The following is a 14,882-nucleotide window of genomic DNA, read 5'->3' on the forward strand; positions in this document are numbered from 1 at the left end:
GCCGGAACCTGGACGGCCAGATCGTCGGCGCTACGTTCGGGAGCGCTATTGCAGCCGGCCAACCCCAAACATAACGCCAAAGCCGGCCAAACAGGCGCCGAGGCCGAATGGCCGCCGCTTATGCGGTTGCCGTACGGTTTACCGGGGTTCCGTTCAGGATATGGTTGGAAACAACTTGCCGAAATAGATTTCCTTGGAGCGGCTTTAGCCGCGAAGAACGCCTTGATCGGGGCTAACGCCTCTCCTACCGGCAACAATCCCGAAAATGCGGGGATGTTATTTTTGACGAAACCCTTAGCCACGGGCGCTTGCGAGCCGGAGCGAACGGCATTTTTGTAACCGGATCGCCGCGCCGGCTGTGTGCCGGTCTTGCCGGACTCCGGAATAGCGGCGCATAAGCGCCCGAAACGGGCGGGTTTTCATAAAGACTCCAAAATTTTACCAATCGGCCATGCGAACTTGCGTCAACTTATAAGACGATTGAGCGGGCAAAATCCCCACCTGTCCGCTTAAAAAAATTTGCGACTGTTCGGAGATTGGGCGAGCAGGGCGGCGCTAAAGGGCTTTAGAGAAAAGCCAAGCAGGCTGAATAATGTATTTACCGGCACGTCGCCCTATGAAAATCCCGGGTTGGCGGCCGATGCGGAACTAATCAGTAGTTCAAATTTCGGTTTTTCGATTCCCCCACCGCTGCCATCTCCCGGAGGCCGAGGGAGCGGGTGCGCCGAAATTTGAAGCGCGAAAGGTACAAAGGGGTGGCGCTAGCCGATAATGACCACCCAGTCGGTCAGATACGTTATTTTTAAATCCATGGTACGTTGCAACACCGCCAGCATATCGCGGGGCGTCCTGATGCTCAGGCGGCCGTTGATTCTTAAATCGCGCAGCTTGTCGTCCCTGAAAATAATCACGCCGGAGCGGTATCGGTTGATTTGATTGACTACGGTTTCCAAGGTCTCGTTTTCGTAGGTCAAAAAGCCGTCGATCCAGGATGTGGAAAGACTGGACTCCAATTTTTGCGGTCGACCTAGGGCGGTGTCGTAAACCGTTACCGCTTCCCTGTCGCGCAATACCAATGGGTTTTTCCAACGTCTGGCTTCGGACACTTCGACGCGTCCGGACAACACCTTGATTTCATCGCTGCTGTCGCTGCGATGGACGAAGAAACGGGTGCCTAAAACGCGGGTGGTGGAGTGATCGGCTTCGACCACGAAAGGGCGTCCGGGGTCGGGTTTAACATCGAAAAACACTTCGCCTTTCAGCAATTCCACCAGACGTTGTCCATCTTCCAGTTTTACCGCTACCGCGCTGTCGGTATTGAGCATTAAGGTAGAGCCATCGTTCAATTGCACGGTTTTGCGCTCGCCTTGAGCGGATGAATAGTCGGCTTTGATCAGTATTTGCAACTGTCCCGCCAGCGAAACGGCCAACGCCAAACAGGCGGCTATAGCCAAGGAAACTCGCGGGTTAATGCAGACTTTTTTTTGGGGTGCCGGGAGAATTCCATGTTTTCGGGCGCTGTCGGTCAGGCTTTGCAGCAAATGTTCATCGCCCCACATGACGCAGATTTCATAAAATGCGCTACGGTGCTCCGCCGCTTGTTCCAGCCAGTCGATAAAGCGCGCCTTATCCTGTTGGCCGACGTTATCGGCGCGTAAACGAATAAACCATGCCACCGCCTGTTCGTCTATGCTGTCGTTAGGGTTAGATTCCAAAATTGTTCACTTGATCTGAAAAAAGGCATTGTTTTCACGGCATTTTAGCGAAAAGCGACATCAGTAATTAATTATTTATTGAGAAGTCAGGCGGAGTTTATGCTCCGAGTGGTTAGCAAGCAGAGGAAGAGGTAATCCAGCCAGCCAAAACGGCTGCTGGTCCCGGTAAAAGTCGGATAGCGGATGACCGGATTGCCCGCCCGGCATATGCAAAATGCCGTCTTCATGATGGCTGGGCGACACGACCAAGCGCTCGCTGGCGCCGAAATCGGCACCCGCCACCCGCACGCAGTAGCCGCCGCAACCGGCCAGCGCTTGATGCGGCATATCGAGCACCAAAGACAGCAGCGAAAGCGCTTTGGAAAAAGGGTGAGCATGGCCGACAACGTTCTCTTTTCCCCATGTCAGCTCGGCGAGAGCGGTGTCCGAATGACGCGACAAAACCGTTTCTACACTTTGGGTTAATTGCGCCAGGATGAATCGATCCCAGTTTTTATAATTCGGATCGGGCAATAAGTTTATGGGCTTTTCATTCAACAAGGTCTGCAAGGGCGTATCGACATAATTCCAGGCATATACAAAGTTTTCGTCGGCTTGTTTGCATGCGGTTAAAAACGGCGAGAACACCGCATCGATCAATTGCTTGCGAAACTCGATCAAGACCGGCAGCCCCAGGCTCGCGGTATCGGCTCTACCGTTCCAACGCATTAAGTAATCGCGCAATCCGGCCAGTTCCGGTTGCCGCGCCAGCGCTTCGGGCGTCAGCACTTGCAAGGCCAATTGCTGGTAATAGCTGTAAAACTCGGTTTCGGTGTCTTGCTGCAGGTTGAAGAGCGACCATTCGCTCGCCAAGTTCAGTTGCTCCAGACGTTGATTAATCCGGTAGGCGCGATAGCCGTTGACAAACTGATGGCCTACCACATACGGAAAATCGGCGGCAAAACGCCGTTCGTTGGCCGAGATTAAAAAGCCTTCCGGCGGATCGATAATCCGTGGCAATTCATCCGGCTTCACATAGTTGTGCCAGCCGGTTTTGCTGTCGGCCCACGAGCGGCTGACCGAACCGTCGCCGCCGAACCTCCGCGGAATTTTCCCGGTCAGGGTCCAGGCGATATGCCCGTGCTCGTCGGCTAACATGACATTCAATTGCGGCCCGCCGGCCCGATTGGCAATAGCCAGAGATTGTTCCAGCGTTTCGCTCTGTTCCAAGTCCATAATATCGATATTTACCGCGTCGGCATCCAGCGCTACCCAATGAATGGCAACCGGTACGTCTGATATGGCTTGTTGCGCAACCGGCCCCCAGAGTGTTTCTCTAACCGTCAACGATGTGGAACCGCCGCCCTTGATATTAATCACTTCACGGCGTTGCTCGAAATCCCGCCAATCATCGCCAAGCCGATATTGTCCAGGGTTATCCGGATTGATCTCCAGTTTAACCAAATCCAAGAAGTCGCCGGCCAGATTGGTCATGCCCCAGGCCACATGTTGGTTACTGCCGGCAATTAGAAAAGGCGTGCCCGGTAAATTGACTCCCGCGGCCTTGACTTCAGGATATTGCAGTTCGACGCGGTACCAAATGTTCGGAACGCTAATGCCCAGATGCATGTCGTTGGCCAGAATCGCTCTACCGTCGGCCGTTTTACTACCGTTTACCGCCCAGGCATTCGAACCCGACAGCCTTTCGTCCGGCGAGGCGGCCGCCAGCGGACCGGTATCGGCGGAGCGATTGGCCAATAAGGTCTGCATGGCGCGTGCCGGTAACGATTGCGGCGGTCTTAACGATGGAGTGCGTTTCATTAGTTCGTCGGTAAAACGGTCGCTATCCGGGGTAAGGAAGGCCGCAACATCGGCGGGTAACGTGCGTTCCATGACGCTGAGCATCCGTTCGCCGCGTTCGGCCCAGGCGGTCAAATTTTCGAACATACCCAACACCACCAACAAACTGTCTTCGGGCCGCCATGGCTCGGGTTGATAACCGAGCACGTTAAATTCGAACGGCAGCGCCGCATTTTGCTGAAGATAGCTGTTTATACCTTCGGCATAGGCCTGCAAATACGAACGGTGTTGCGGCGGCAGCTTGGGCAGAATGGTTTTGGCTGTGACGTTGAAACCGTAAGTACGGGCCCGGATATCGCTGCGCAAAGCCATCTCGCCGAAAATCTCAGCCAGACGCCCGGCGTTTTTTCGCCGCATCAAATCCATTTGAAACAGGCGGTCGCGGGCGGTGACGTAGCCCAATACCCGAGCCGCATCGATTCTGCTGGCGGCTTTGATCGACGGAATGCCATGGCTATCGGTGTCAATGTCGGCCGGCGAGGAAAGTCCGGCCAGCGCGAACTCGCCATCCAAAACAGGCAATGACTGGGACAGCCACCAATAGCCGGTGCCGGCCGTGGAAATTAACACCCCGGCGGCTAAAAGAACCAGGGTTCGCCACGTTTTTTTCGTGTCAGTCATTGTTGATGCTCATCGTCAAATAGAGGTGGTTTCCGCATCGATGGTCCGTGCCTTAATTCGATCGGCGGTTTGTTGCGGATGCGCTTGGGGATATTCAATGGCGGTGATTCGGCCTTCAGCTAGCTTGATGCAACGGTCGGCCAGATAAAAATACTTGTCGTCATGAGTGATGGCCAGCACCGTTTTGCCTTGTGCCTTCAATGCCGGCAAAAGTTCGGTATAGAACACATGCTTGAACTCAGGGTCTTGATCGGCCGCCCATTCGTCGAATACATAGAACGGCCTATCCTCCAGATAAGCCACCAGCAGAGCCAGGCGTTTGCGCTGGCCTTGAGACAGGTTTACCGATGAAAAACGGCCGTCGACGATTTCGACTTTGTGATGGAGATGCAGGCGGTGTAAATAATCGTCCAATGCGCTGCGGTGTCGTTCGATGTCGAGGCCGTATAATTCGTCGAACAGATAAAAGTCCGAAAAAATGACCGAAAAATTTTGCATATAGGCGTTAAGGTTGCGGGAATCGATAATTTCGCCGTTCCAGCGAATGACGCCTTGTTCGGGGTGATAAAGGCCTATCAGCAACATCGCCAAGGTGGTTTTGCCGCTACCGTTGCCGCCGATCAGGAACACCAGCTCGCCGGGATGAAACGTCAAATCGATGGGGCCCAGCATAAAACTGCGGTTTTCCTTTTCCCGATGAAAATGATGGGTGAGGCCGGATAGCGTCAATGTGCCGAAATCGTATTGCGCCAACGTATCGGCCGATCGTGCAGCGGGGTTTTGCGCTGCAAGCGCGTCGTCCAATTGCAGGACCTTGTTTAACGACACCTTGGCCCGGCTGAAGACGGGCAAGCTGTTGGTAACGAGGGTTAACGGCGACATCATAAATAAAAATACCACGACATAACCGCTGACAATTTCATGGCTAAGCGTCCGCCAGAGGGGAAATACATACAGGATTGCCCCGATAGTCAGGTAATAGAGTAGCTGTATCCATTGGTTTATGCATAAGTAGCCAACAGTGGCGCGGAAGGAATGTCGGCGGTAGGCTTCCGCGCTGCCGGCAAGGGATTCGGCAAGAAATCTTTCGCTGCGGTGGTGGTGCAGTTTCAGTTCGCGAACGCCTTCAGTTAAGGCGCTAAATCCTTTACTTAGTGCGTCGTATTCGTCGCGCGCCTTTCTAATCGACCGTAACGGGATGTTTTTGCAGAGGTTGAATGTTGTCGTGCCAAACAGGATCACGCCGGCCAACACGGCGGCCAGCTGCCAGGACAGCCAGCTTAAATAGGCCATGCAGCCGGTCACGATTGCAACGTTGATGCAGAGTATGGGAAAAAGCTCGCTGGCGTTTGCAATGGCGCCGACATCTTCCGTTAAGTGTCCCAGCAGTACCGATTTTCCGATTTTCTGCAAATCGGGGTAGGGCGCTTTCAGGATTAGCCTGCTAATGTGCTGCCGCAAATCGCTAACCAGCTGGGTGCTAAAGCGGTTAAGCAAATAATGCGAGGCGAACCGGCTAAGCAAGACGGTAAGCGCCAGCCCGGCAAACCACCAGGGGGCGTCGCGCATATTCAGCCCGCCGGCCAGGCTGGTGTTGATGAACGCAATTAATGCCGCGTTGCTAAAACCGCTGAGTAACCCCGTCAGTAACACGCCGCTAATCGTGATCCAGGATGAGCGCCATAAAAACAGCAGCATATCGACTCCGTTATGCAAATAATGCCGAATCGGCAAGTTGTAGACAATATCGATGGCGGCGCAGTTGCAGTGCTCTCTGCTTTGGGCATCCGGTAAGGTATGCGATGCAGATAAGCAAATGCCCGGGTATAGCGCGGATTCTTGCCGCCGAGTTAAAAGAGCCCAAGGTAGGGGTGCGTCTATGCAGAAGACGCTTTACGCATCAGAAAACCTCAGCCATAAAGTAGGAATGTATCAATAAGGAGCAAAGATAAAATCCAGACGAGCTGTTAAATCGCGTTGTCAGGTAGAGTGAGCGATTTTACAATTGAGCAATGTTATATAACGTATTAAATTTGCGCTATTTCCCATGTTATTCGAACCGTCTGAGGTAGGCGCTATGCTAAGTGGCTGATACTATATCCCTATCTTATTGGCTTAAATTTTGCTTTTGCTCCCTCTAAGTAAAACTCATTCGCTTTTTAGTCTCTTAAAAATACTCACAAGTTGTCCGTTGCGTTAGCCGGCACCACCCTGTTCCAAGCAATAGACGAGAGGTTTTAAAGCGTGCGCCAATCCAAAATAGCAGTGTAATCTTGAGTCAATTCGTATATTGGTGAACTGAGCCACTAACAAGATAACTAAGCTGATAACACAACAGGGAATTGAGTATGAACCTAGAATCCGTTTACATTGAGCATCAATCGGAATTGCAACTTCATCTGGCGCGTATCGTCGACTGCCCGGAAATTGCCGCGGAGTTGGTTCAGGAATGCTTCATCATTTTTTCCCGTGAATCGCAAAAGCAAGTCATCGAACATCCGCGCGGTTTTTTGTTTCGCGCCGCCCGTAATCTAGCCTACGACCATATCAAACACCGCAAGGTTACCGAGAAGCACGTCTACAATACCGTGCCGACGCTGGACATTGTCGAAGAGGCACCGTCGGAAGAGCAGCTGGCACTGGTCAACGAAAAAATGGCGATTTTTTCGAGCGTCGTCGAAGAACTGCCCGAGCGGGCCAGAAAGGCCTTCGTGCTGAACCGGGTTTACGGCATGACTTACGCCGAAATAGCCGTCGAGATGAACGTTTCCGACAGCGCCGTCGAAAAATTATTGGCCAGAGCGTTGCTCCATTGCCGCACACAATTCAAAAAACGCCAAGCCGATTTGAGCAACGACTGAGGAAAACCGCTCCCGAATTCGTCATCACTGCGGAGTCACTCCACTCGACGGTCGAACTTTAGGCATCACCGATTCGCCGCAACGCGCCTTTCACAACAGTCGGCGTAGTGCCTACCAAAGCGCGAGAAGCAATGATGCAGTTGGGAATAGGTCTGTCGGCTTTAGCTATCAAACTATTCCGACAATTGGTAATGCAACGCGCGACCGCCGAAAACCCTTTCAATTGAAACCGGAGAACCTAATGAGCTGGAACGAAGAAGAAGACACCACCACCTACCAAGTAGTTGTCAACCACGAAGAACAATATTCAATCTGGCCCGATTACAAGGAAATTCCCAACGGCTGGCGAGCAGTCGGCCCCAAAGGTCCGAAACAGGAATGCCTGGATTACATCAAGGATGTTTGGACAGATATGCGGCCGCTGAGTTTGCGGCAGCATATGCGGGAGGCAGGATTGGAATAAAAGTAACGAAAAAATTGGACACAGGGATGTGTCCAACACTTTAAATTGTGAGCTCTTCAATTTCCATCTTGATAATTTGCTAATTTCCGCAGAATTGCTTTCCCCTTAAAATACCAAGAAGCAATTTCAAACAGTAAAGGTGTATGCCAAGGTATTCCCGGTGGGGGCGACCATCTCAAACGACGTGAATCATTCCAGAAAAAAACTACAGCAGATGTGAATTCCTGCGTGTCAACGCCATGCCACCAATAAATTGGAAAAAAGAGCATTTCGCCCGCGTTGACTTCACATTCATAGTAGTTTGCATTCGCATACAAAGGATACTTTTCTAAATCGACAGGTTCTTCAGTAATCTTACTGAAGTTATATTTCTGATATAAAAATTGAGTTTGATCGGGTGCAAAAAGTTTAACTCTTTTACGACCCGAAACAACACAAAGTAAAGCTTTTCCATAGGGATGAAAATGCATTTGGGAATGTACATGGCTCCCAATATAGCAAACTGCCAACGGATCATCCGATTCAATGTATGTAGGCTTAGAATAGTCCGCAACTACCTCTGGAAGAACTCGTTTTACAGGTTGTTCGCTTAGATAGAACCGGTCTTCTCCAGTCTGTTTCTTACTTACAATATTTAAATATTCAGATAACTTCATCAATTCATTAGCTGCTTCTAAATAATCTCCGTTTCGCATACGCTTTACCGGAATCAGACGATCTCCGGCAATTGAATTGAAATATTTTTGATTCCAAAGAGAATAAGCCGGCCAATTCGAAACTACCCCTGATATTAAAACCGGCTTACCCGGTTCAGCGTATAAGCTGGTGAATTCTTCTACCGATGGTGCATCAACACGTGCTACATTTGAAGAGGTGTTATAGCTTAGCTTCATTATATATCCTTAATTGAATTGTAAGAATTTAGTAATAGTGGCTCTATATAAGTATTATTAACTATGCTATGATAGTCCGTTAAATACCTCGTATTCGAGTTGAGCGGTATTTGCTATAAAAATTGAATTTTTATTACAGTTTATGAAAGAACTAATCTACCGAATGATATTAATTTATCTTTATCATCAGTTCCTTCCACTTGAATTTCTCCTTGCGAAAATACTTCTATTCCATCTCTAATGCCATCAAACATATCGGACAATAAAGTAGTGGGCAAACTTAAGGTAAAGTCTGCTTGTATATTTGTATTTACAAAAACAGCTTCCTTTTCAGATAAATCGATAGTCAAAATACTGTTACTTTCATCTGTAAAAATTATTTTCCAAATTCCTTTAAGCAAGGGGAAGTTAGCTCTATTTGTTTTGATTGCGTTCTCGAGACGTATTTTTAGTAAGTTTGAATCAACTAATATTTTTTCTAGCTGTATTTCTTTATTTATGTAATAACTATCGAGGCTTCCATAATCCAGCTCAAAAAGTAACTTCTCTATTTTAGGTAAAAACTTTTCGGGAATTCCCGTTTTAGGTACTTCCACCCCTTTTCCAACAGAGTCTTTTCTGATTTTTTTAGAAAGAACTGCTCTACCGTCGCCTTCACCTTTATCATGGTCAATCCTGAATACTTTATCAATTAAATCTTCTTCCCAATAAACATCCAAAAATTCAAATAATTTTGCTAATGTCTCCTCGGGTTTTGTAACGATAGATTCATATTTAACTCGAAAACACTGCTCCGGATGGCTCTCTTCAAATTTTAAGAGCTTTTCAGTTTTCTCCAGCCAGTTTTCGGTCATCGCAGCGATGATATTTCCAGGGTTTCTTTGTACAAAAGGCACATGTTCAGGAAGAAATCGATATTTACTTAAATTTAAGCTGGAATGAACAACGTCCATACAGTGGCGATAAAGGCAAATGTACTTTGCATTAGGGTAATGCTCGTTTAACAAGTCCAGATACTCCAAATTCATTGGAGTCTTTTCGCACCAAGTAGACTTGTTTTTTTCTATGAGGTAACGCGCTATTACATTTTCGATAATTTTTTTAGTTTCGCTTATAACAAGCAGTTTTTTATTGACTTCACTTAATTCTTTTTGGTTTTGTGCCAAGGTTCCAGTGAGTAAAATATTTAAACTGTCACATAATTGACCAATATAGAGATGCCCGGGACAAGCAATCTCAGAGTGAGAGTCGACTATATATCTCAACATTGTAGAGCCTGATCTTTCGCATGAAATAATAAATACTGGATCACACATGAGAGTTCCTAGATAACAAAAAATATTTAATACTACTGCCGTGTGAGATTTCTAATTTCATGTTTCTGTAAAGTCTGTCTTTTAAAATATATGTATTTATTTCAAGGTATGCGAGTTTGTTTTAAAATATTGATGTGAAGCTATGTATTTCTGAATGAACTATGTTTTTTAGTTAAATTTAATTAGGTTGTTCTTGAATTTAAAAAAGGGAATGGGGTATTTGGAATGGGAAGGCTCAAAAAACTGCATAACTCGGCCCATTGGTCACCTCTTGACAAATCAAAAACCAATAGATCGGAACGTCCTTTAAAATATGCCAAAACTTCCTGATTATGTTGCGTATATCTTTTCACGAACAAGTCTCTATCTAGCTGTTTCGTGCCATAAGCCCACCGAGCCATAGGACCCATCAGTCCATATTTTTTTATAGAGCTTTCAATTTGATATAACGCACTTTCTATCCAAGCCTCGATTGGGCGAATAGTTAGGATAAATTTACTATTTGGGAATTTATTATCTAACTCCTCATATAGAGCACACACAGGGAGATCGGATATCGCTGTATAGTCATCTATACACGAAAAATCAACTGATATTTCCGAAACATCACTTTTGTAGTAAGTGCTACCAATAATCCATGGAGCTGTGTGCCAAGAGAATAAACCAAGAATTCGTAACGCTTGTGTAAGGCTTGTCGTTCCAGTTTTTGACCAACCTATACAAAAAACCTTATTTGGAAAGTTAAGTACTGTGTGGCAAAACAAACTTGATAAGTCGTTTGCAATGTTATCAGCAAAGATATTTATATCAGATAAGAAAACCTTCGCATCATTGACTTGTAACGTAAGTATTAGTTTATTATCGTTCACATCTATTTTGGCAAAATTAATCCATTCTGGAAGTCCATTCCAGCTCTGTGAGCATTCCAGACCATTTTCGGTTTTTCTTGCGGCATCATTATTTGAGCAGTCAAAGTTAATCATGCGACAAATATCACGAAGAATAATGTCAATCTGTTCACGTCTTAGCGCGCATGGTATTGTGCGAAAAATATTCATTTATAGTCTATAAGATATAATGTAGCCAAATAAGATCGTCTTGAAATGATTTAGTTAATCAAGAAATATTTTAGCGTTAAAGGAAATACACTAATTCTTAGCTGCTTAAAACTCCACTCTAATAGACCCAATAAACGTACGCGGAGCGCCCGGATTTATAAAAGATTTGTCATTTGCAGTTCCTGCGTAATATTGGTGATCCAATAGGTTTTCGACATTTAACTGAAAAGTTGTTTTTGCGCTTGCGATAGGCAATTTGTATTTTATCAATGCATCTACTCTGGCATATCCAGGTAGTTCAAAGCTATTCGCCATATCGCCTTCTCGTTGATCTTGAAAAAATACACCGGCACCAAGCGTTAAACCTCTAAGAGTTTCTTGCTGAAGATCGTATTTTGCCCAGAAACTACCGCCATTGCGTGGCACATTCCATAAGCGGTTTCCCGCGTTTGTACCTTTTCGAATAACCGCATCGGTATAAGCGTAGGATGCAATCAGGTGCAATCCTTCTGAAACTTGCCCTGAAATATCAAATTCGAACCCCTTGCTTTGAGCTTCACCAATAGCTTGGGAGAATCCGGTGCCAACAATGGGCACGCTCATATTTTGTTTTGTGAGTTGATAAAAAGCGAAGCTTGATATTAAACGATTATCGAAAAACTCAGTTTTGAAGCCAATTTCATACTGCTCTGCTGTTTCGGGTTGTATAATTTGACCATCCACACCAATCCCAGTATTAGCGGCGCCAAGTGATTCTACATAGTTGCCATAAATTGAGAGCCAATCCCAAGGTTGGTATAACAAACCAACACGGGGGCTGAATTTTTGGCTTTCAACATTTGAGAAATTCGCAGTGGCGTTTTCAAATGAATTTTCTGAAAATCCTCTGCCGTTCAATGCCCAATCATAGCGGCCACCGCCTAGAATATGCAGTTTCTCAAATAAGGTTATTTGATCTTGGAAATAGACCCCATTCCAGCTATCTCTTTCGTCCGCAAAAAAATTCTTTGGAGTATTCGCCAAGTTTACTCCAGATTGTCCATATACCGGATTGAAAATATTAATCGGGTTTACGATACCGCCAACAGCAACCGGTCTTAGACGCCATGAATCAATAGCCTGATTCCAACCGTAATAATCCCAGCCGACTAAGGCGTTGTGTTTTAGTCCCCACGTAGAAAATTTCCCGTTGATATTTACAGTGCCACCATAAGAATTAGCTTCTGCGGGGCCGCCGAAGAAGTTTCTGCGCAATAGACCGGTAGTTTCATTCAATACGCCTCCGGGAGCGGCATGTTGTTGATCTATCACCTCACGATTCAAATAATTGAACCGGGCGTTTATGCTCCAATTTTCTGAAAACGAATGATTGAGTGTTATAGCAGTGCTGTAAAGCGTGGTGCGGCTTTTGTCTAACTCGGGTTCTCCTAAAAATCGCGAGATAGGAATATTGACCGGGCGACGCGTAGTGGCACTTGCTACCACGCCATGATCTTCCAGACTATTTTCATCGGAATAAATAAAATCAAAGTCAAGTTGTGTTCTGTCGCTGATTTTCCATGTTAGTGACGGGGCGAGAAATACTCGATCCTTAAAATCGAAATCCCGGAAGGATTTTTTGTCCAAGTATTCAAAGTTGAGTCGGTACATCAAAGAGCCATCATCATTGATCGCACCAGTGGCATCGGCCAAAGTCTGATAAAGATCGTACGAGCCGAAGCGCTGTTCCAATGCATAGTAGGGTGTTGCTTGCGGACGTTTGGTTACAGCATTGATCATGCCGCCGGGTTGGATACGTCCATATAAGTTTGCCGCAGCCCCTTTGACCACTTCAATTCGTTCGATATTTGCAAGAGGTATTCGGGCGGTGTTCCATCTAAACCCATCAAGGTAATTGGCATATTGGGTGTTGAAGCCGCGAATCATGAATTCTTCACTAAATCCGCCAAACGTGAAACCTTGAAACGTACCGCTAACGTTTTTAATTGCGTCGCCGACTTGAATGCCTTGTTGATCCTGTATAACTGCGTGGGGAACTACTTGAATGTTGATAGGTGTTTCCATGATCGGCGTGTCGGTCTTGGTCGCTGTACTGGCACTAGTGCGATTGTAATTGGGGTTGTAAGGATCGCTGTCAGCGTAGACATTTCTACCGGTAACCGTAATTGCCGGCATAGTCGTTGGATCTTTCGCTTCAGCCAATTGTATTTTCTCGACTGTCACAGAGCTATTTCCTGTAATCCGATAACTTAGGTCACTACCTTTAAGCAACTGGCGCAACGCTTGTTCGGTGGTATAACTGCCCTTCAAACCGTTGGATTTAACGTCGTTTGCAACGTTGGTAGGGTAATTAATATCGAGATTGGACGTATCGGATAATTCTGCCAATGCCTTAGACATGGGGCCAGCAGCGATATCAAATTGGTAAGCTCTGTCAATATCCATCGCAGACGACGTGGATGCGTACAATAAACCGCATAACATAGCGATTGACTTTACAGTATGTAGTCTTTGGGCTTCCTGTATTGAACTATGAATCGCGGTCTTGGTTAAATTATGAGCTTTTCTTGAATGAATCACGGTTGATCTCGTCGGTAATTAGTGATGCTTGGGCATTTAGTTATTGGTGGTCTTTCGACTATTCGTCTATTGAGTAGCAGCTGGATCTACTTGAGCCTTTACCTATTCAACTAGAAGACGATTACCGCCCTAATTTTCCTCCGTAATTTCTTCTTCAATAACGTCGAATATTCCGCTACTAAAGAGATAGTCCCGATAACGGCGCAACAATGTTTCATCGAATTCGCCAAATTCGGTGCCAAGGGATTGCAACAGGTATTGAGTGCTAAGGCAGGCATAACCGCTATCGACATTACTTGATGTATCGATCTGTTCATCTGTGAACAGGCTTATCAAAGGTCTTAGTGCAAAATCCTCCTTCGTTTCCGCTGTGTTATGAATTGCATTGATCCATTCCGGCATCGGCACCTTGCATAGTGGAAAGTCATTAGCGGCAAACCAATCCAATAGCGCATTCGCAGTTGGCGGTTTAGGATGGTTTAAATGGAAAATACGGTTTTCGGCACAATCTGCTTTCGCTAATGCAACTATGGCGCGACTGATGTCGTCGACAGTTGCCATTTCCAGCTTGGCGTCGCTATCCGGCGCCAAGCCCATCTGCACACAGCCTTTCAAAATCCGGCACAGGAAATCATCGGTATTCCATACGCCGTTGCGCCGGTCGCCGGCTACTGTCGCCGGGCGATAAATGGTCGTGAAAAATCCGCGATTGCCGGCAGAGCGCACAATGGCTTCCGCGACCCACTTACTTTGAGCGTACCCGCCGGTCAGGCCTTCGTTCAATAACGGCTCGTCGGTTTCCGCAAATCCGGTTGGAGTGCCGGGTTTCCCGGTGAACACCGATAGCGTTGATACGTAATGTATGGCTTTTGGCCGCTCGGTTGCCGCTATGCGAAGGACTTCGACACTGCCCAACACGTTTGCGGGTTTTAGCAAACCGTAGGGCTGTACGAAATTGACCAACGCACCGTTATGGAAAATCGCATCGGCATTAGCCGAAATTTCCCGATAACGTTCGCCGTTCAAACCTAACCTTTCAACCCCCAAATCGCCGCACACCGCGATGACTCTGGTCCACTCGACTCGGTCGTACAATTCGTAACGCCTCAATTGTGTTTGTAAGCGCGCCGTTGCCTGCGTTTCGTCCTCGGCTCGAACTAGGCAATACACGTTGGCATCCGTTTTCTCCAGCAATTCGACCAACAAAAAGGCGCCAAGAAAACCAGTTGCCCCAGTCAACATGATCGCCCGAGATTGATCGAGCGGTAAGGGTTTTGTCGGTAAGGGGTATATGTCGCCACCCAATTGAGTGTCAGCCAGCAGATTGATGTTGGTATCCGAAATGTCCCCAGCCAGCCAAGCGGTTTGCTGTGCAACCGTTGGATTTTCGAATACCGTTTTGACCGGAAATTTCTTTTGCAATCTTTTTTCGCAAGCAAACGCTAATTGGGTGGCCAACAACGAATGCCCGCCCAATTCGAAGAAATCGTCTTTGATGCCCACTTGCTCGACACCCAAAACTTCCCGCCAAATCTC

The 14,882-nt window shown here is 47.1% G+C and carries 10 protein-coding genes; 2 read left to right on the forward strand and 8 right to left on the reverse strand.

Annotation, left to right across the window (positions count from 1 at the left end; genetic code table 11):
* Nucleotides 1–761: 761 nt before the first annotated feature.
* The 3 genes from NP596_RS15135 to NP596_RS15145 all read right to left on the reverse strand — a co-directional run bounded on the left by NP596_RS15135 (nt 762) and on the right by NP596_RS15145 (nt 5,873).
* Entirely contained in the window at nt 762–1,715 is a 954-nt protein-coding gene (locus NP596_RS15135) for a FecR family protein (RefSeq protein WP_256616220.1), read from the reverse strand.
* A 75-nt stretch (nt 1,716–1,790) separates the two neighbouring features.
* On the reverse strand, nt 1,791–4,175 hold the full coding sequence (locus tag NP596_RS15140) for a penicillin acylase family protein (RefSeq protein WP_256616221.1): 2,385 nt from the start codon (nt 4,173–4,175) through the stop codon (nt 1,791–1,793).
* Nucleotides 4,176–4,190: 15 nt separating this feature from the next.
* Nucleotides 4,191–5,873 carry a cyclic peptide export ABC transporter gene (locus tag NP596_RS15145; RefSeq protein WP_256616222.1) on the reverse strand — a complete coding sequence of 561 codons (1,683 nt, stop codon included), beginning with the start codon at nt 5,871–5,873 and terminating at the stop codon, nt 4,191–4,193.
* A gap of 650 nt (nt 5,874–6,523) precedes the next feature.
* Here NP596_RS15145 and NP596_RS15150 point away from each other — a divergent pair.
* Complete coding sequence (locus NP596_RS15150; protein WP_256616223.1) at nt 6,524–7,036, forward strand: RNA polymerase sigma factor; 513 nt, start codon at nt 6,524–6,526, stop codon at nt 7,034–7,036.
* Between the two features lie 241 nt (nt 7,037–7,277).
* Complete coding sequence (locus tag NP596_RS15155; RefSeq protein ID WP_256616224.1) at nt 7,278–7,499, forward strand: MbtH family protein; 222 nt, start codon at nt 7,278–7,280, stop codon at nt 7,497–7,499.
* Between the two features lie 56 nt (nt 7,500–7,555).
* On the opposite strand, the gene NP596_RS15160 is transcribed toward NP596_RS15155, so the two are convergent.
* The 5 genes from NP596_RS15160 to NP596_RS15180 all read right to left on the reverse strand — a co-directional run.
* A complete protein-coding gene (locus tag NP596_RS15160; RefSeq protein ID WP_256616225.1) occupies nt 7,556–8,392 on the reverse strand; it encodes a cupin-like domain-containing protein in 837 nt (278 codons plus the stop codon).
* A 140-nt stretch (nt 8,393–8,532) separates the two neighbouring features.
* Entirely contained in the window at nt 8,533–9,708 is a 1,176-nt protein-coding gene (locus NP596_RS15165) for a sulfotransferase family protein (protein WP_256616226.1), read from the reverse strand.
* A 182-nt stretch (nt 9,709–9,890) separates the two neighbouring features.
* Entirely contained in the window at nt 9,891–10,766 is an 876-nt protein-coding gene (locus tag NP596_RS15170) for a sulfotransferase family protein (RefSeq protein ID WP_256616227.1), read from the reverse strand.
* 105 nt (nt 10,767–10,871) lie between these two features.
* Nucleotides 10,872–13,211 carry a TonB-dependent siderophore receptor gene (locus tag NP596_RS15175; protein WP_256616228.1) on the reverse strand — a complete coding sequence of 780 codons (2,340 nt, stop codon included), beginning with the start codon at nt 13,209–13,211 and terminating at the stop codon, nt 10,872–10,874.
* Between the two features lie 264 nt (nt 13,212–13,475).
* Nucleotides 13,476–14,882: SDR family oxidoreductase (locus tag NP596_RS15180; protein ID WP_256616229.1), on the reverse strand; the 1,407-nt coding region annotated here is incomplete at its 5' end.

This window comes from Methylomonas rivi (genome assembly GCF_024505165.1).
Classification (GTDB): domain Bacteria; phylum Pseudomonadota; class Gammaproteobacteria; order Methylococcales; family Methylomonadaceae; genus Methylomonas; species Methylomonas rivi.

Bases quoted from the DNA above. Each gene is read 5' to 3' on its own strand.
- NP596_RS15155 (WP_256616224.1), top strand. From the start codon at position 7,278: ATGAGCTGGAACGAAGAAGAAGACACCACCACCTACCAAGTAGTTGTC.
- NP596_RS15145 (WP_256616222.1), bottom strand. From the start codon at position 5,873: ATGCTGCTGTTTTTATGGCGCTCATCCTGGATCACGATTAGCGGCGTG.
- NP596_RS15160 (WP_256616225.1), bottom strand. From the start codon at position 8,392: ATGAAGCTAAGCTATAACACCTCTTCAAATGTAGCACGTGTTGATGCA.
- NP596_RS15165 (WP_256616226.1), bottom strand. From the start codon at position 9,708: ATGTGTGATCCAGTATTTATTATTTCATGCGAAAGATCAGGCTCTACA.
- NP596_RS15170 (WP_256616227.1), bottom strand. From the start codon at position 10,766: ATGAATATTTTTCGCACAATACCATGCGCGCTAAGACGTGAACAGATT.
- NP596_RS15150 (WP_256616223.1), top strand. From the start codon at position 6,524: ATGAACCTAGAATCCGTTTACATTGAGCATCAATCGGAATTGCAACTT.
- NP596_RS15140 (WP_256616221.1), bottom strand. From the start codon at position 4,175: ATGACTGACACGAAAAAAACGTGGCGAACCCTGGTTCTTTTAGCCGCC.
- NP596_RS15175 (WP_256616228.1), bottom strand. From the start codon at position 13,211: ATGGATATTGACAGAGCTTACCAATTTGATATCGCTGCTGGCCCCATG.